This is a genomic window from Elusimicrobium simillimum (assembly GCF_049639735.1).
Taxonomy (GTDB): domain Bacteria; phylum Elusimicrobiota; class Elusimicrobia; order Elusimicrobiales; family Elusimicrobiaceae; genus Elusimicrobium; species Elusimicrobium simillimum.
The window spans coordinates 587035-603620 of sequence record NZ_JBEVVA010000003.1 but is presented as its reverse complement, the minus strand read 5'-3'; the positions used below and the strand labels follow the sequence as shown (position 1 = coordinate 603620).

The following is a 16586-nucleotide window of genomic DNA, read 5'->3' as shown; positions in this document are numbered from 1 at the left end:
ACTCCGGGACTTAGTCCATCGGTAAATATTTTTTAAGCAATTTGCCTTCGGCAGATTCAGGCACAATAATACCTGTCTGTCTCATTTCTCTTTTGCGTGAACCAGATTGGGGCGTAAGCAAATGCTTTCTGCCTGCTTTTCTGCGTTTATATTTACCTGTCGCGGTTTTGGCAAATCTCTTTTTTGCGCCGCTATGGTTTTTTAATTTTGGCATAACTATCCTCTTATATTTTAATGTATAAATTGACCGCCGCCCGGCAATGCCGGAGTGCAGTTTAACTTAAAACGAAACCTTTGCGCCCTATAACCAATTAGTTTTTAGGAACAAATGTCATAGACATTCTGTTGCCGGCGGTTTGTATGCCGCCCTCAACATTGGCCAACTCAGACAACTGCGCGGCAACGTCTTTCAACATTTTCTCGCCTATGTCTCTGTGCTGGTTTTCACGCCCGTGAAATACCACCACAAGCCTGACCATGTCTTTCCTTTTAAGAAAGTCTTCAATATGCTTAATCTTAACTTCCAAGTCGTGGGACGCAATTCTGGATTTGATTCTCAGTTCTTTAAGTTCGGTTTTGGCCGCTTTCTTTTTAGCGTCTTTCTGTTTTTTGCCCTGCTCGTAAAGATATTTGCTGTAATCTAATATCTTACACACAGGAGGCTCGGCGGTTGGTGAAATTTCCACCAGATCAAGCTCTTGCTGTCTTGCCAGGTATAAGGCTTCCGTAACGGATTTTACACCCAGCATAGTTCCGTCGGAATCAATAAGTCTTACCTGGGGAACTCTGATTTGTTCGTTTTTACGAACGAAATCTTTTTTTTCTTGTTTTTCGTATCTAGCCATTTATCTTCTTTTACTAAGTTCTAATTTAAGAACATATAAATTATATCAATATCTCAAAGTAGTGTCAATTTAATTAAAGTAATACTGGTTGTCCGCCGCTTTTTTAGCGCCAAGCCCGGTGCACACTTTAGCATCGTCGGAAGAACATAAAATACTATTTTCTAAACCGGCGTCAGGGTCAGCGGATGTTTGCAGGGTATATACACTCTCCGTCCCTTTTCTTCTTTCCGCGCCAAGGTACTGCCCGTCAAAAAAGTAGCTAAAGCTTTTTGTGTCATAACAAACGGCGCCGTTGCAATTGTCAGTTTGTTTTACGCCGGGCATATCTATATCCCAAGCGTCTAACAAACTTTGCTCATTACACTGGTTTAAATCGCCGTAAGCAAGATGGCAGCGTTGCTGCGCGTCTCTCATATTTCTAAGAAGTATTAAAGCTTCCGCCACGCGGGATTTTTCCACCGCTTTGGTGTATTGCGGCAAAGCTATGGCGGCAAGTATGCCGATGATTAAGACTACAACTAAAAGCTCAATTAATGTAAAACCCTTTTTCATGTTTTCTCCTATAATACCCTTAAAACAATACTTTTTAATTATACATTTTATTAATATTCTTAACACTCGCATTTTACACGCTAATAATAGATGTTTTGGCAATAAAAAACCACACGCCGTTTGGCGTGTGGTTTTTGTTTTTAAATTTACTTCTTTTTAGCTTGTTTTGCTACGGCTTGGGCCGCGGCAAGTCTGGCTACAGGTACTCTGAACGGTGAGCATGAAACGTAGTTAAACGCTTCTCTGTGGCAGAACTCAACACTGGGGGCGTCGCCGCCGTGTTCGCCGCAAATACCAATTTTAAGGTTGGTTTTGGCGCTTCTGCCCGCTTTAACGGAGTGTTTAATTAAGAAGCCCACGCCGTCCTGGTCAAGCGTTTGGAACGGGTCGTTCTTCAAAATACCTTTATCAAGGTAAGCGCCCATGAAACCGCCTATGTCGTCGCGTGAAAAGCCAAAGGTCATCTGCGTTAAGTCATTGGTGCCGAAGGAGAAGAAGTCCGCGTGCTCAGCAATTTTATCTGACATAATCGCCGCACGGGGAATTTCTATCATTGTGCCTACTGAAAGGGGCAGTTTTTTAACGCCTGTTTTGGCAACTACTTCTTTGTAAACACGTTCAATAATAGCTCTCTGGTCAATCAGCTCATTTTCATGGCAGACAACCGGGACCATAACCTCAGGCATAGCTTTTACGCCTTCTTTTATAAGTTCGGCAGAGGCCTCAAAAATAGCTCTGGCCTGCATCTCGGTAATTTCCGGGTATGTTACGCCAAGGCGCACGCCGCGGTGGCCCATCATCGGGTTAACTTCGTGCAAGGCTGCCGCGCGTGAGTCAAACTCCGCCAATGTTATGTTCATGGCTTTGCAAACTGTTTCTTTTACTTCTTTCTGCTGGGGGATGAACTCGTGCAGCGGCGGGTCCATAAGACGTATTGTTACGCCGTAGCCTTCCATGGCTTTAATGGTGCCTTTGATAGATTTTTTCATGAAAGGGAAAAGTTCGTTAACGGCTTTTGTTCTTTCCTCAGTTGTTTTGGAAACTATCATTTTTCTTAAAATGAACAACGGCTTTTCCGCGTTTGAACCGTAGAACATGTGTTCTATACGGAACAGGCCTATACCTTTAGCGCCAAACTTTCTGGCTTTAGCGGCGTCTTCGGGTGTGTCGGCGTTTGTGCGGACGTCAAGGCGTTTTATTTTGTCGCAGAGCGTGAGGAAGGCGTCAAGGTTCTTATTACCCTCGCCGGCGGCTAACATGGCCAACGCGCCCTGGTATACGTAACCTTTGGTGCCGTTAAGTGTAATATCGTCACCTTTTTTAAATGTTACGCCGCCAAGGGTGGCTGTTTTATTTTTCATATCAATATGAAGCTCGCCGCAGCCTACTATGCAGCATTTGCCCCAGCCGCGGGCTACCAACGCCGCGTGCGAGGTCATACCGCCGCGCTGTGTTAAAATAGCTTCGGCCGCTCTCATACCTTCAACGTCTTCGGGGTTGGTTTCTTCTCTTACTAATATTGTTTTAATGCCTTTGTCTCTATATTCCATGGCTTCTTCTGAGGTAAACACTACTTTACCTGTGGCGCCGCCAGGGCCGGCCGGCAAACCTTTGCCTATTACTTTGGCTGAGGCTTCGGCCTTAGGGTCGATAGAGGGGTGCAGAAGTTCGTCTAACTGGATAGGCGATACTCTGAGCACGGCTTCTGTCTGGCTGATAAGTTTTTCTTTTAACATGTCTAAGGCCATCTGCACGGCGGCTGTACCGTTGCGTTTGCCTACGCGGCATTGCAACATCCACAGTCTGCCCTTTTCAATGGTGAACTCTATGTCTAACATGTCTCTGAAATGTTTTTCAAGGCGTTTTTGTATAGCGTCAAGCTCTTTATAAGCTTTGGGCATAATCTGTTCTAAGGTAGGAAGATGTTCTGAATGGGTATTTTTGGACCATTTGTTCATGGGGCTGGGTGTTCTGATACCGGCCACAACGTCTTCACCCTGGGCGTTTACAAGGTATTCGCCGTAAAAGTGTGAATCACCGTTGCCAGGGTTTCTGGAGAAAGCTACGCCTGTGGCGCAATCGTCGCCCATGTTGCCAAATACCATGGCCTGCACGTTAACGGCTGTGCCCCAATCGTGCGGGATTTTTTCAATATTTCTGTAAGCTATGGCTCTTTTACCGTTCCAGCTGGCAAATACCGCGCCTACCGCGCCCCACATCTGTTCCATCGGGTTATCGGGGAACTCTTTGCCTAAAACTTTTTTAACTGTTACTTTAAAATCGGCGCAAAGCTTTTTTAAGTCAGCGGCTGTTAAGGCTGTGTCGTCTTTTACGCCTTTTTTAGCTTTAAGGTCATGCAATTGGCCGTCTAAAACTTTGCGTATGCCTTTGTCGTCTTTAGGTTCAATGCCGGCGGCCTTTTCCATAACAACGTCTGAGTACATCATAATAAGACGTCTGTAAGCGTCGTACACAAACCTTTCGTTATTGGTTTTTTTGATCATGCCGGGAATTGTTTTTTCCGTCAGACCAATGTTTAAAATTGTTTCCATCATGCCGGGCATAGAGGCCTTGGCGCCGGAGCGTACTGAAAGAAGAAGCGGGTTATCAACTGAACCAAAAACTTTTTTTGTTTCTTTTTCAACTTTTTTAAGATTGGCTTCAACTTCAGCTTTTAAGGTTTTGGGGTAGGATTTTTTGTTATCCCAATAATAGGTGCAAACTTCTGTAGTAATAGTAAAACCCGGGGGCACGGGCAGCTTCATAAGACCGGCCATCTCAGCCAGGTTAGCGCCTTTACCGCCTAAAAGATCTTTCATTGTGCCTTTGCCGTCAGCTTTGCCGCCGCCAAAGTAGTAAACGTTTTTTGTTGATTTTTTAGCAACTGTTTTTGTTGCTTTTTTCATTATTTTCTTTGCCATTGTACAACTCCTGTTTAGCAACTAATTAACCGCGCGATTAATTACATTTAACGCGCAAGTTTCTATTTATATTTCTTTACTCTAAGATTATAGTATAAAAACCGTCACAAACACAAAAAGCGGCAAAAAAACGCGTTTTAACTGTTATAATTAAGTATGCACAGCAATATTATATCCCATAACCCTTACTCTCCCAAAGAAGAGTTAATGCACACCCTAACCCACTGGATAGGCACTATTTTTGTAAGCCTTGGGGCCGGGTGTCTGATTACGCTGGCCGCTATAACGGGCGACCCGTGGAAAATAACGTCCGTATCCATATTTTCCGCTTCTATGATAACGCTTTACGTAGCCTCTACCCTATATCACGCGGCGGTAAGCCCCGTGGCAAAAGCCAGGCTGAAAATATTTGACCATGTTTCCATTTACATATTAATAGCGGGTACATACACTCCGTTTTTACTTGTTAACCTGCGCGGCACCGCCGGGTGGGTTATGTTTGGCATTGTGTGGGCGCTGGCGTTTGGCGGCACTATAATGAAGCTGTTTTTAACGGGCAAGTATAAAAAGCTTTCCGTAGCTATTTACCTGGGCATGGGGTGGATAGCGTTATTCGCCATAAAACCTTTTATTCAAAATATTCCCACGGTGGGGCTGGTGTTTATAGTAATAGGCGGCCTGCTATATTCCGGCGGGGTCTACTTTTACGTGAGAAAAGACAAAGCGTTTTTCCACGGCATCTGGCACCTGTTTGTGCTGGCAGGCACCATAATGCACTTTTTTGCGGTACTGTTTGGCAGTGTTTTGTACTATGGTTAAAAATATTTAATATATATATATATAAAGGTTGTAAAAGTTTTGAAATAAAAAAACCCCCGGTTTAACCGGGGGTTTTTTTATTTAAGAGCTATATTCTTAGGGTGGTTATTTTTGATGAACGTGCCGTTATCCAGCTCCTCAAAAGCGTTTTGCAGCTCTTCACGGGTGTTCATAACTATCGGGCCGCCCCAGGCAACATCTTCTTTAAGCGGTTTGGCCGCCAGCAGTACAAACCTGGCGCCTTTGTCGCCCGCTTTTACATACATATTATCGCCATACGTCATTAAAACGGCGGTTTTGGCGGGGATGTATTGGGTAGAAGATTCCTCCTCAAACACAGCGTCGCCCTGTAAAAGATAGACAAATACTGTCTCATCAGGGTTTGTGTCAATTTCCCAAAGGGCGTTTGACTCAAGTTTAACGTCAAGATACGTGGCTTTAACATAATCGCCTTTTGTCGCGCCTTTTTTACCTTTGTATTCACCCGCTATTACTCTTATTACCGCGCCGTCTTCTTTAATTACGGGTATCATTTCGCTTCTGATATCGCGGTAAGCGGGTGCGGTCATTTTGTCTTTTTTAGGCAAATTTATCCATAACTGCAGGCCCAGCATATGCGGCGCGGGCTTGGGCATTTCTTGGTGTATTATGCCGCTGCCGGCCGTCATCCATTGGCAGCAGCCGTCGTTAATACTGCCTTTGTTGCCCATAGAGTCGCCGTGTTCAATATCCCCCTCTACAAGATAGGTAACGGTTTCTATACCCCTGTGCGGGTGCCACGGAAAACCTTTTGTATAGTCATCCGGGTTTTTAGAGTCAAAAGCGTCCAGCATTAAAAACGGGTCAAAATCCTTAACATCAGGCCTGCTGAGCACCCTGGTAAGTTTAACACCCGCCCCGTCCTGCGTGGCGGTACCCGTGACAAGTTTAGCAACTTTTCTTTTTTTCATATACCCTCCCACCAACTAATTAAAATAAACATGTAAAAAAATATATATATTTTAGTATACTTTAATTAATTGGCTATGTTAGCAATTAGTTGTTTATACAAATTTGAACCTGTTTTTGGAGTCTTACATAAAAGTAAGGCAAGCTTTTGTTAAAACAAAGGCGTAATTGACCACCAAAAGCAGTCGTTTTAGGCGCGAAATATCTTGGCTGATCCCCTTGGTGTTTTGCGCCGAGTGTTTCCCGCCTTGTGCGGGAAACCACGGCTGTTACTGCTTGGGTTAGGTCAATTAGCTCAAATATAACAGCCGTTTTTACTTATACCCACGCACTTATGCTATTATGTATAATGATATGTATATACATATGTCATAATTACAATTTGGAGTGAATACTGATGAAAATAGTACTTCTTGCAGGCGGCTTTGGCACAAGGATAAGCGAAGAGTCTGAATTAAAACCAAAACCTATGATAGAAATAGGCGGCAAACCCGTCTTATGGCATATAATGAAAATCTATTCTCAATACGGTTTTAACGAGTTTATTGTACTGTGCGGCTACAAAAGCTATATCATTAAAGAATACTTTAGCAACTATTTCATGCACCAGTCAGATTTTACTATAGACATGAACAATAACTCGGTAAAATATCACAACTGCAACGCCGAGAAATGGAAAATAACAGTTTTAGACACAGGCCTTAACACCATGACAGGCGGCCGTGTAAAAAGAGCGCAGGACTATATAGGCAACGAGCCTTTTATGCTTACCTACGGCGACGGCGTGGCCGATATTGACATAAACAAACTGCTTGAACACCATAAGTCCAGCAAAAAACTTGCCACCGTTACCGCCGTACAGCCCATGGGCAGGTTTGGCGCGTTAAATATAACGGACGATAACACTGTAACTTCTTTTATGGAAAAGCCCGTTGGCGACGGTAACTGGATAAACGGCGGCTTTTTTGTTTTACAGCCCGAAGTTTTTGACTATATAGCGGGCGATACCACCATACTTGAAAGAGAACCGTTGGAGTCTATAGCCGCAAAGGGCCAGCTTACGGCCTACAAACACCACGGCTTCTGGCGCCCTATGGACGCTCTTAGGGACAAAAAAGACCTTGAGGCGCTGTGGGACAGCGGCAACCCGCCATGGAAAATTTGGAAGTAAGTTATACTATGAAGACAATATTAGAAACTTATAAAAATAAGAAAGTTTTTGTCACGGGCCATACGGGTTTTAAAGGCTCTTGGCTGACAATGTGGCTTAAAGAGCTTGGGGCTGACGTGTGCGGCTATTCTTTGGAGCCAGACACAGACCCCGCTTTATTTAACCAGCTTGGCCTGGCAAAAGATATCAAACACATTATTGCAGACGTACGCGACCTTGAACGCCTTACCAAAGAAATTAAAGCTTTTTCCCCCGATATTGTGCTGCACCTGGCTGCACAGCCGCTAGTTAAACTTTCATATAAAGAACCCGTTTTAACTTACCAAACCAACGTAATGGGCACAGTAAATTTACTTGAAGCATGCAGACAGCACGGCGGCATCAAGTCCATAGTAAACGTAACAACAGACAAGTGCTATGAGAACAAAGAAACAGATTACGCCTATAAAGAAACCGACCCTTTTGGCGGGTACGACCCGTACAGCAATTCCAAAGGCTGCTCCGAACTGGTTACAGCCTGTTATAGAAACTCCTATTTTAACCCGCAGGATTACGGCGCCAAACACAACACAGCCTTGGCCTCCGCCCGCGCGGGCAATGTAATTGGCGGCGGCGATTACTCGGCCGACAGATTACTGCCTGATTTTATTAAGGCCATACGCGCAAACCAAGACATTTTTATAAGAAGCCCCAAGGCCACCCGCCCGTGGCAGTTTGTACTGGAGCCGCTTTCCGGTTATTTAGTGCTGGGCGCAAGGCTGTTTAACGGCGATATAAATTTAGCAAGCGGCTGGAACTTTGGCCCCTATGACAGCAGTATTTTAACTGTTGAAGAAGTGGTAAAAGAAGCTATTAAAGATTACGGCCAAGGCTCTTACAGTATAGACAAAAACGCACACCCGCACGAGGCCACGCTTTTAAAGCTGGACATTACCAAGGCGGAAACCCAGCTTGACTGGCACCCCGTTTACACAGCCCAGCAAGCCATTGCCGCCACTATAGAGTGGTACAAAGGCTGGTACGAGGGCAAAGACGTTTTAGCACTTACACATAAACAACTTAAGGAATACTCAGACAAACTTTAATATGAAAAAACTACTTATATCTACTTTAAGAAGCACAATTAAATCTTTAGGCGGCCTTTACTACAGTTTAGCCAAGCCAGACGTTAAAACAGGCAAGTATGTGGCCGTTTCCGGCAAGGTGCTGGGCAAGCAGGAACTTAAAAATATGCTGGACGCCTCTTTAGATATGTGGCTTACCACAGGCAGGTTTAACGATAAATTTGAACGTGACTTTGCCGCCTTCTTGGGCGCAAAATACGCGCTATCTACCAACTCAGGCTCCAGCGCCAACTTATTGGCTATGTCAGCCTTAACATCACATAAACTTGGCGAACGCAGGCTTAAACCCGGCGACGAAGTTATAACCGTAGCGGCTGGCTTTCCCACAACGGTTAACCCTATTATCCAAAACGGGCTTATACCCGTATTTGTAGACGTAGAACTTGGCGACTACAACATAGCCGTTAACCAGATAGAAGAGGCTCTCTCCCCCAGAACAAAGGCAGTTTTTGTTGCGCACACTCTTGGCAATGTTTTTGATTTAGACCAGCTAAAAGCGCTTTGCGACAAGCACAACCTTTGGCTTATTGAGGACTCTTGCGACGCTTTAGGCTCCAAATATAACGGCAAATTTACGGGTACGGTGGGGCACATAGGTACGTTCAGCTTTTACCCCGCGCACCATATTACTATGGGCGAGGGCGGCGCCGTCTGCACCAGCGACCCTGCGCTTTACCGCATAATAATGTCCTTTAGAGATTGGGGCAGAGACTGTTGGTGCCCGCCGGGTAAAGACGACACCTGCAAAAACCGCTTTAACATGCAGTTAGGCAATTTACCCTTTGGTTATGACCATAAATACACATACTCACACCTGGGCTACAACCTTAAAATTACAGACTGGCAGGCTGCAGTCGGCGTAGCGCAGTTAGAAAGGCTGACAGGTTTTATTGACAAGAGAAACGAGAACTTTAATTACCTTTACAAAGAACTTTCGCAGTTTTCTAAGTATTTAATGCTGCCAAAACTGTCCGACAAAGTTACCCCCTCATGGTTTGGCTTTACCATAACCGTTTTGCCTAACGATAAATTTAACAAAATTGACCTGGTTAAATTCTTAGAAGACAACAATATAGGCACCAGGCAGTTATTTGCCGGAAACTTGCTGCGCCAGCCAGTATTTGTGGACAATTCTTTTAAGATAAGAATACGCAACTCAGGCATTCTTAACTCTAACGAGCTTAACGACACGCACTATGCCCAGCTGCCTAATACGGACACCGTTATGAACGCCACTTTTTGGATAGGCGTGTGGCCCGGCCTGCGCCGTGACCAGCTGGAATATATAGTAGCCAAATTTAAAGAGTTTATAGACGCGTAATGAAGACAAAAATACTGCTTACCGGCGGCAACGGTTTTATAGGTAAAAACATTTTAGAAAGCCATTTGGCCGCTAAATATGACATTACCGCCCCGCGCAGTTTTGAGCTTAATTTGGCCGACACAGAAGCGGCTGATAATTTTTTTAAAGATAAACAATTTGACGTTGTACTGCACAGCGCCACCAAGCCCGGGCACCGCAACGCTAAAGATTTGTCTAACCTTTTTTACACAAACGTACGTATGTTTGAAAATTTGGAAAGGAACAAAGCGCACTTTGGCAAGTTAATTAATTTTGGCTCCGGCGCGGTGTACGACGTATCAACAAATATTACTGACGCTAGAGAAGAAAGCATTTTTAACAAAATGCCTAAAGACGAACACGGCTTTTGTAAGTATGTAGTGGCAAAGCAAATAGAAAAGCTGGATAACTTTATTGACTTGAACATCTTTGGCATATTTGGCAAACATGAGGACTACGCCATCAGGTTTATATCCAACGCCGTGTGCAAAGCTATTAAAGGCTTGCCCATAACTTTGCGCCAAAACCGCAGGTTCAGCTATTTATTTGTAGAAGATTTAATACCTGTACTAGAGTTTTTAATTGAAAACAAAGCAAAGTACAACTCTTATAACATTGTGCCGGACGAAAAGGCCGAGCTTTTAGCTTTAGCCCAGGCGGTAAAAGAACTTGCAGGCGGCAATATAGAAATAAAAGTAGCCGCGCCCGGTTACGGCCTGGATTACACGGGTAACAATGACAGAATTAAAAAAGAAATACCCGGCCTTAAATTTACGCCTATGCGTGACGCCGTGGCAAAGCTTTACAATTTTTATAAATCTAACGAGGGCATTATTAATACTAACGCCCTTAAAGAGGATAAATAAACATGAAAACTGTTTTTTTAACAGGCGGCAGGGGCGACATAGGCGCAGCTATAAAAGCGCAGTTTGAGGCGGCGGGTTATACCGTACTGGCGCCATCCAGCGCGGAGCTTAACCTGGAAGATTTAGAAGGCGTAACAAAATATTTTACACAAAATACTATTGAGGCCGACATTTTTGTGCACTGCGCGGGCTTTAATACGCCCAAAGAAGTGAGCGACGTTACCGCCGGGGATATGCTAAAAACAGCGAAGATAAACTACATTTCTTTTGTAGAAATTGTTAAAGCGCTTGCGCCATACATGAGCGCTAAAAAATACGGCAGAATTTTGGCAATATCATCACTTTACGGCACAATATCACGCAGCGGCAGGCTACCCTACAGCACCTCTAAGCACGCCTTAAACGGCGCGGTAAGAACGCTGTCGTGCGAGCTTGCGCCGCATAATATTTTGGTTAACGCGCTGTCACCGGGCTTTGTAGACACCGTGATGACAAGAAAGAATAATACGCCAGAGCGTATAGCCCAGCTTACCAAAAAAATACCGCTTGGCCGCATGGCCAGTGTGGAAGATATAGCAAACACAGCTTTTTACCTCTGCTCTGATAACAACAGTTATATTTCCGGGCAGAACATTATTGTAGACGGCGGCTTTATGGCCGAGGGAGGGCAGAACTAATGAGTGTAGATTTTTTAATAGAAGGTAAAACATTTAAAATGCCGGACAACTTTAACGCGCTGGACACTTTTACCGTTAACTCCGTGCCCCGCCCTTATAACGTAAGCATAAAGTATGACGGCGCCCCGGTTAAAGAACTGCAAGCTTTAATGGACGCCAACAAAAATAATCTCCTGCTTATAGACGCCAACGTTTATAACCTTTACTACAAAGACTTAAAAGTAGACGCTAAAAGAATTTTTATTGCTGACGCCACGGAAGAATTTAAGACTTTAGACGGTGTAACCAAAGTAATAGCGTTTTTAGAAGAAAATGACTTTACCAAAACCGAAAAGCTTTACGTAATAGGCGGCGGCATTATAGAGGACGTAGGCGCTTTTGTGGGCGCTGTGTATAAACGCGGCATAAAATGGGTTTACTACCCAACCACCTTGCTTTCTATGTGCGACTCCTGCATAGGCGGCAAAACTGGCATTAACCATAACAAAGCTAAAAACCAGCTGGCGTTATTCTCGGCCCCGGCTGAAGTTATTATTAACACCGCCTTCCTCAAAACCCTTACGGATTACCACATAAAATCCGGCATGGGCGAGATTTTAAAACTTTTAGTAACCGGCGGCGCAAAACCGCTGCAGGTTTATATTGATAGCGTGGAAAACGGCAAAGCTAAAACCTTTGACGCTTACAAAACGCTTATCATGAGCTCTTTGGCCGTCAAAAGGGCCGTGGTGGAAGAGGACGAGTTTGAACTTAACCACAGGCGCAGCCTTAACTACGGGCACACCGTTGGCCACGCTATAGAAGTGCTGTCAAATTACGAAATACCGCACGGCCAGGCTGTTATTATAGGCATGGTAATTGTGAACAAACTTTCTAAAAACCGCAATATTTTAAATGACGCTGACTATGAACTTACTCAGCGTTTATCTAAAGAGCTTTTGGGGCCGTCGCTGGTAAAACAGGTATCTTTAGACGGCCTTAACAAGTTGCTTAAAAAAGATAAAAAGACCGAGGGTAACCTGGTAAATTTTGTAATAATTTCAAAACTGGGCGACACGCAGTTTTTAAAATTACCGTTAGACGAAAATTTATTTAACGAGATTTCAGAAGCTATACAAAAGGAGTTTTAATGCCAAAGCCGGCATTGCTTATAGATTTTGGCGCATCCAGGATAAAGGCCGCTTTACTGCTTAACGGTGTGGTTACCCGTGTAAACAGTTATCCGTCTGTAACGCCAAAAGTTAACGCCGGAAAACGCTTTGAAACCAGCCTTGAAAAAGTTAAAAATACTTTTTTAGCCATAGTTAAAGAATATTATTACGCGGTTACTACTTTTGACAGTGTTTATATATGCTCAGAAATGCACGGCTTTGCCCTTTTGGATGACAACAATAAACCGCTATCTGAATATATAAGCTGGAAAGATGAACGCTCTTTGGAAGATAACAGTTTTGAAGTTTTAAAAGCTGAGCTAGGCAATAGTTTTTTTGAAAAAACAGGCATGCAGCCCCGCCCGTGTTACCCGTTGTTTAATATAAACGCCATGGTAAAACGGGGCGAAATTAAAAAGGCCAAGGTTGTATCACTGCCCGAATGGCTGTGCGCATGCGGCGGCAGCAGTCTTAATATAGCGCATGATACCATGAGCGCCGGCCTGGGGTTTTACAATATTTACACAAAGTCCTTTGACGCGGATTTAATTAATGCGGCGGGCAATGCTGAACTCAGTTTCAACAAAGTATCGCATGATATAGTGCCCGGCGGTTATATAGAACTTAACGGCAAACAAATTGCAATTTACACCGGCGTGGGCGACCACCAGTGCGCGCTGTTAGGCGCGGGGGTTGACGATACTTCAATATCGGTTAACCTTGGTACAGGTTCGCAGGTATCTATGCTGGGGTTGGATAATAAAGCGGTGCAAAAGCGTCCGTTTTTTAACGACGAGCTGCTGTCTGTTATAACGCATATTCCGTCCGGCCGTGCGCTTAACGCCTATAAAGAAGCGTTTGACGCCGCCAGACCGGGCGAAGACTTTTGGGCGGGGATAACCGCCGTTACGCTTGAAGACATAAAAAATGCCGACACAGACATTAATTTAGCGGTGTTTGAGTCCGCCTGGGGTTACACTGGCCCGGTACAAATTACCGTGCCGCAGGGCAGCCTAAAAAACTGGTTTGCGTCTATACTTAAAAGTTACGTAACGCAATACAAAACGGCTATAGACCGCATGCAACCGGGTAAACAATTTAACAAGATAATATTAAGCGGCGGAGTGTCCGCCAAACTGCCTGTTGTGGCAGAGTATTTGCAGATGATTACAAATTACGCTGTCCGCCAGGCAAACTGTAAGTATGACGAGACGTTTTGCGGTTTACAGAGGCTGGCATTGGGTAACAACCCCAAATAATAACAAAGGAGAGTTTTACAATGAAAAACAATATTTTCCAAGATTTGTTTGTGTTAGAGATAGCCAACAACCATTGGGGAGATTACGACCGCGCCGTAAAAATTATTACATCTTTCGCCCAGATAGTTAAGTTCAATAATATCCGCGCGGCCATAAAGATGCAGTTTAGAGATGTGGACACCTTTATACATAAAGATTTTAAAAACCGCGACGACATACGCTACATCAGCAAAACCATGAAAACCAAAATGAGCTGTGACAACTACGCCGCCTTAGTAGACGTAGTTAAAAAATCCGGCTGCGTAACAATGTCCACCCCGTTTGATGAAGCCTCCGTTGATTTATGCGTAAATTTAGGCGTAGAAATTATAAAAATAGCCAGCTCTGACATTAACGACTGGGTGCTTATCGAAAAAATTGCAAAAACAAGAAAGCCTGTTATTGTTTCCACCGGCGGCTCATCGCTTAAAGACATTGATGACCTGGTAAAGTTTTTTACCAAGCGCGAAATACCGTTGGCCGTTAACCACTGCGTATCGCTCTACCCATCTGAAAAATCTGACCTGGAACTTAACCAGATTGACTTCCTTAAAAACCGCTACCCTGAGTTGGTTATCGGATTCTCTACACACGAATATAATGACGATATAGAATCCCCCATGCTTATGGCCTACGCCAAAGGCGCCAGAACATTTGAACGCCACGTAGACATTGAGTACAACGGCGAAAAGCCGTCCCCGTACTGCTCTACCCCCTCTGACTTTGACAGGTGGGTAAAAGCGTACCACAAAGCGGTTGCCATATGCGGCAGCTCCGGCGATACTAAGCGCAACCCGCCTAAGCAGGAAGTTGAGTATTTAGACGCGCTTGTACGCGGCGTTTACGCTAAGAGAGATTTACAACCCGGCGACGTTATTACCGAGGATGAAATTTATCTTGCCATACCGCTGCAGCAGGGCCAGATTTCCTGCAGAGAGCTTATCTTTGGCGAAAAGGTTATAGCCCCCATAGCTAAAGACGCTCCTATAAAAATAGACGGCATAGACTCCCCCTATGCTTACGACGAGAAATTAAAAGAAAAAATTTATAAAAGAGGCCTGGCTGTATAACAGCGTTATAATATGATTAAACTTTCTGACTACATTGCCGCAAGACTGCGTAACCAGCACCACGTTAAGGATGTGTTTTTAATATCCGGCGGCGGCGCCATGCACCTTAACAACGCGTTTGGACAGCAGAAAGGTATTACATATTACACTAACCATAATGAGCAGGCCACAGCTATAGCAGCAGAGGGTTACGCCCGCCTTAACCAAGACCTTGCGGTAGCAAACGTTACCACAGGCCCCGGCGGGCTTAACGCGCTTAACGGCGTTTTTGGCGCGTGGACGGACAGCGCGCCCATACTCTTTATATCAGGCCAGGTAAAGTTTGAAACTACCATAGCCTCTTGCCCAAGCATACCTTTAAGGCAGCTTGGTGACCAGGAAGTGGACATTATAAGTGTAGTTAAACCGCTTACCAAGTACGCTGTTATGGTAACAGACCCTAACACAATCAAGTACCACCTGGACAAGGCAGTATACCTTGCCACGCACGGACGCAAGGGCCCCGTATGGCTGGACATACCCATGAACGTGCAGGCGGCAATGATTGACGAGAAAAAACTAAAATCCTACAACCCGAAAGAAGACGAAGTAAAGCTGCCCGTAACCAAAAAAGCGGTAGCGGACACCATTAAAAAGCTTTCTGCCGCCAAGCGCCCTGTTATAGTTGCCGGCCACGGCATAAGGCTGGCAAAAGCGGAAGAGAAATTTTTAAAACTTCTTACCCAAATCAATATTCCCGTGCTCACGTCTTTTAACGGCATGGACATACTGAGCGACGATAACAAAAACTATATAGGCCGCATAGGTACCATTGGCCAGCGCGCGGGCAACTTTACGCTGCAAAACGCCGACGTTATTTTATTTTTAGGCACGCGCAATAATATAAGGCAAGTCAGTTACAACTGGGAAAACTTTGCAAAGAACGCATTTAAAATAGCTGTAGACATAGATAAGGCGGAACTGGACAAACCCACGGTAAAACCGGACATAAAAATAAACGCAGACGCCGGGGATTTTATAACTGCCCTGCTAAAAACAAAAAAGAAAATTGACGCCGGAAAGTGGCTAAAGTGGTGCGCCAACCTTAAACGTAAATATGCATTTGGCTCCTATACGGACCATACGGACAAAGCCAAAACCATAAACCCGTATTTTTTTGTGCATGAGTTAACCTCACAACTTAAAGCAAACGTACCGATGGTAACCGCAAACGGCACCGCGTGCGTGACGCCGCTGCAAAGCGCGGTTGTAAAAAAAGGGCAGAGAATATTTTATAACTCAGGCAACGCCTCTATGGGTTATGACCTGCCGGCGGCCATAGGCGCGTGCATAGCTAACGGGCGCAAGGAAACAGTGTGCCTGTCCGGTGACGGCAGTATTATGATGAACTTGCAGGAACTGCAAACAATACGCCATTATAATTTGCCTATAAAAATATTTATTATAAACAACTCCGGCTACAGTTCAATAAAGCAAACGCAGAAAAACTTTTTTAACGGCCATCTTACGGGCGCCTGCCCAAACAGCGGCGTAACCACGCCGGACTTTAGCAAAGTGGCCAAAGCCTTTGCCCTGCCGTCAATGAAAATAAGTTCTAAGACTGGTATGGCCAGCCAGATTAAGGCCGCGCTTAACGCCAAGGGCCCCATGGTTATTGATGTTATAACAGAACGCGACTATATATTTGTACCCAAACTTTCCGCCAAAAAACTGCCGGACGGCACCATGGTTTCCCCTACTCTTGAAGATATGTTCCCCTTCTTGGACAGAGAGGAATTTGAGGAGAATATTTTAAAATAATT

At 44.6% G+C, this 16586-nt stretch carries 15 protein-coding genes; 10 read left to right on the top strand and 5 right to left on the bottom strand.

Annotated features, from left to right (window positions below; translation table 11 throughout):
- Positions 1-10 precede the first annotated feature (10 nt).
- From rpmI to ppdK, 4 genes are all read right to left on the bottom strand, one after another.
- Positions 11-214: a 50S ribosomal protein L35 gene (gene rpmI, locus AAIR98_RS03530; protein WP_423970874.1), complete on the bottom strand. Its 204-nt coding sequence runs from the start codon at positions 212-214 to the stop codon at positions 11-13.
- 97 nt (positions 215-311) lie between these two features.
- Complete coding sequence (gene infC / locus AAIR98_RS03525) at positions 312-845, bottom strand: translation initiation factor IF-3 (RefSeq protein ID WP_423970873.1); 534 nt, start codon at positions 843-845, stop codon at positions 312-314.
- 69 nt (positions 846-914) lie between these two features.
- A complete protein-coding gene (locus AAIR98_RS03520; protein ID WP_423970872.1) occupies positions 915-1397 on the bottom strand; it encodes a prepilin-type N-terminal cleavage/methylation domain-containing protein in 483 nt (160 codons plus the stop codon).
- 146 nt (positions 1398-1543) lie between these two features.
- The gene (gene ppdK / locus AAIR98_RS03515) at positions 1544-4318 is read right to left on the bottom strand and encodes a pyruvate, phosphate dikinase (RefSeq protein WP_423970871.1); all 2775 of its coding nucleotides are present in this window, start codon (positions 4316-4318) and stop codon (positions 1544-1546) included.
- 156 nt (positions 4319-4474) lie between these two features.
- On the opposite strand from ppdK, the gene trhA reads away from it, so the two are divergent.
- Positions 4475-5137 carry a PAQR family membrane homeostasis protein TrhA gene (gene trhA, locus AAIR98_RS03510; protein ID WP_423970870.1) on the top strand — a complete coding sequence of 221 codons (663 nt, stop codon included), beginning with the start codon at positions 4475-4477 and terminating at the stop codon, positions 5135-5137.
- A gap of 77 nt (positions 5138-5214) precedes the next feature.
- Here the strand turns inward: trhA and AAIR98_RS03505 are convergent, their stop codons facing one another.
- Positions 5215-6087: a pirin family protein gene (locus AAIR98_RS03505; RefSeq protein ID WP_423970869.1), complete on the bottom strand. Its 873-nt coding sequence runs from the start codon at positions 6085-6087 to the stop codon at positions 5215-5217.
- 395 nt (positions 6088-6482) lie between these two features.
- On the opposite strand from AAIR98_RS03505, the gene rfbF reads away from it, so the two are divergent.
- From rfbF to AAIR98_RS03460, 9 genes are read left to right on the top strand one after another with little or no spacing between them, the layout of a single operon-like run.
- Entirely contained in the window at positions 6483-7256 is a 774-nt protein-coding gene (rfbF, locus tag AAIR98_RS03500; protein WP_423970868.1) for a glucose-1-phosphate cytidylyltransferase, read from the top strand.
- A gap of 8 nt (positions 7257-7264) precedes the next feature.
- A complete protein-coding gene (gene rfbG, locus AAIR98_RS03495) occupies positions 7265-8341 on the top strand; it encodes a CDP-glucose 4,6-dehydratase (protein ID WP_423970867.1) in 1077 nt (358 codons plus the stop codon).
- Between the two features lies 1 nt (position 8342).
- On the top strand, positions 8343-9701 hold the full coding sequence (rfbH, locus tag AAIR98_RS03490) for a lipopolysaccharide biosynthesis protein RfbH (protein WP_423970866.1): 1359 nt from the start codon (positions 8343-8345) through the stop codon (positions 9699-9701).
- Entirely contained in the window at positions 9701-10588 is an 888-nt protein-coding gene (locus AAIR98_RS03485) for an NAD-dependent epimerase/dehydratase family protein (RefSeq protein WP_423970865.1), read from the top strand. Before rfbH ends, AAIR98_RS03485 begins: the two co-directional genes overlap by 1 nt.
- A 2-nt stretch (positions 10589-10590) precedes the next feature.
- On the top strand, positions 10591-11265 hold the full coding sequence (locus AAIR98_RS03480; protein ID WP_423970864.1) for an SDR family NAD(P)-dependent oxidoreductase: 675 nt from the start codon (positions 10591-10593) through the stop codon (positions 11263-11265).
- On the top strand, positions 11265-12395 hold the full coding sequence (locus tag AAIR98_RS03475) for a 3-dehydroquinate synthase (protein WP_423970863.1): 1131 nt from the start codon (positions 11265-11267) through the stop codon (positions 12393-12395). The genes AAIR98_RS03480 and AAIR98_RS03475 overlap by 1 nt, the downstream gene beginning before the upstream one ends.
- Positions 12395-13675, top strand: a complete 1281-nt coding sequence (locus tag AAIR98_RS03470) for an FGGY family carbohydrate kinase (protein WP_423970862.1) — start codon at positions 12395-12397, stop codon at positions 13673-13675. Before AAIR98_RS03475 ends, AAIR98_RS03470 begins: the two co-directional genes overlap by 1 nt.
- Positions 13676-13695: 20 nt before the next feature.
- Complete coding sequence (locus AAIR98_RS03465) at positions 13696-14784, top strand: N-acetylneuraminate synthase family protein (protein ID WP_423970861.1); 1089 nt, start codon at positions 13696-13698, stop codon at positions 14782-14784.
- A 12-nt stretch (positions 14785-14796) separates the two neighbouring features.
- The gene (locus tag AAIR98_RS03460) at positions 14797-16584 is read left to right on the top strand and encodes a thiamine pyrophosphate-binding protein (RefSeq protein ID WP_423970860.1); all 1788 of its coding nucleotides are present in this window, start codon (positions 14797-14799) and stop codon (positions 16582-16584) included.
- Positions 16585-16586: the final 2 nt, after the last annotated feature.

Coding starts and splice junctions, on each gene's coding strand:
- rpmI (WP_423970874.1), bottom strand. CDS start 214: ATGCCAAAATTAAAAAACCATAGCGGCGCAAAAAAGAGATTTGCCAAA.
- infC (WP_423970873.1), bottom strand. CDS start 845: ATGGCTAGATACGAAAAACAAGAAAAAAAAGATTTCGTTCGTAAAAAC.
- AAIR98_RS03520 (WP_423970872.1), bottom strand. CDS start 1,397: ATGAAAAAGGGTTTTACATTAATTGAGCTTTTAGTTGTAGTCTTAATC.
- ppdK (WP_423970871.1), bottom strand. CDS start 4,318: ATGGCAAAGAAAATAATGAAAAAAGCAACAAAAACAGTTGCTAAAAAA.
- trhA (WP_423970870.1), top strand. CDS start 4,475: ATGCACAGCAATATTATATCCCATAACCCTTACTCTCCCAAAGAAGAG.
- AAIR98_RS03505 (WP_423970869.1), bottom strand. CDS start 6,087: ATGAAAAAAAGAAAAGTTGCTAAACTTGTCACGGGTACCGCCACGCAG.
- rfbF (WP_423970868.1), top strand. CDS start 6,483: ATGAAAATAGTACTTCTTGCAGGCGGCTTTGGCACAAGGATAAGCGAA.
- rfbG (WP_423970867.1), top strand. CDS start 7,265: ATGAAGACAATATTAGAAACTTATAAAAATAAGAAAGTTTTTGTCACG.
- rfbH (WP_423970866.1), top strand. CDS start 8,343: ATGAAAAAACTACTTATATCTACTTTAAGAAGCACAATTAAATCTTTA.
- AAIR98_RS03485 (WP_423970865.1), top strand. CDS start 9,701: ATGAAGACAAAAATACTGCTTACCGGCGGCAACGGTTTTATAGGTAAA.
- AAIR98_RS03480 (WP_423970864.1), top strand. CDS start 10,591: ATGAAAACTGTTTTTTTAACAGGCGGCAGGGGCGACATAGGCGCAGCT.
- AAIR98_RS03475 (WP_423970863.1), top strand. CDS start 11,265: ATGAGTGTAGATTTTTTAATAGAAGGTAAAACATTTAAAATGCCGGAC.
- AAIR98_RS03470 (WP_423970862.1), top strand. CDS start 12,395: ATGCCAAAGCCGGCATTGCTTATAGATTTTGGCGCATCCAGGATAAAG.
- AAIR98_RS03465 (WP_423970861.1), top strand. CDS start 13,696: ATGAAAAACAATATTTTCCAAGATTTGTTTGTGTTAGAGATAGCCAAC.
- AAIR98_RS03460 (WP_423970860.1), top strand. CDS start 14,797: ATGATTAAACTTTCTGACTACATTGCCGCAAGACTGCGTAACCAGCAC.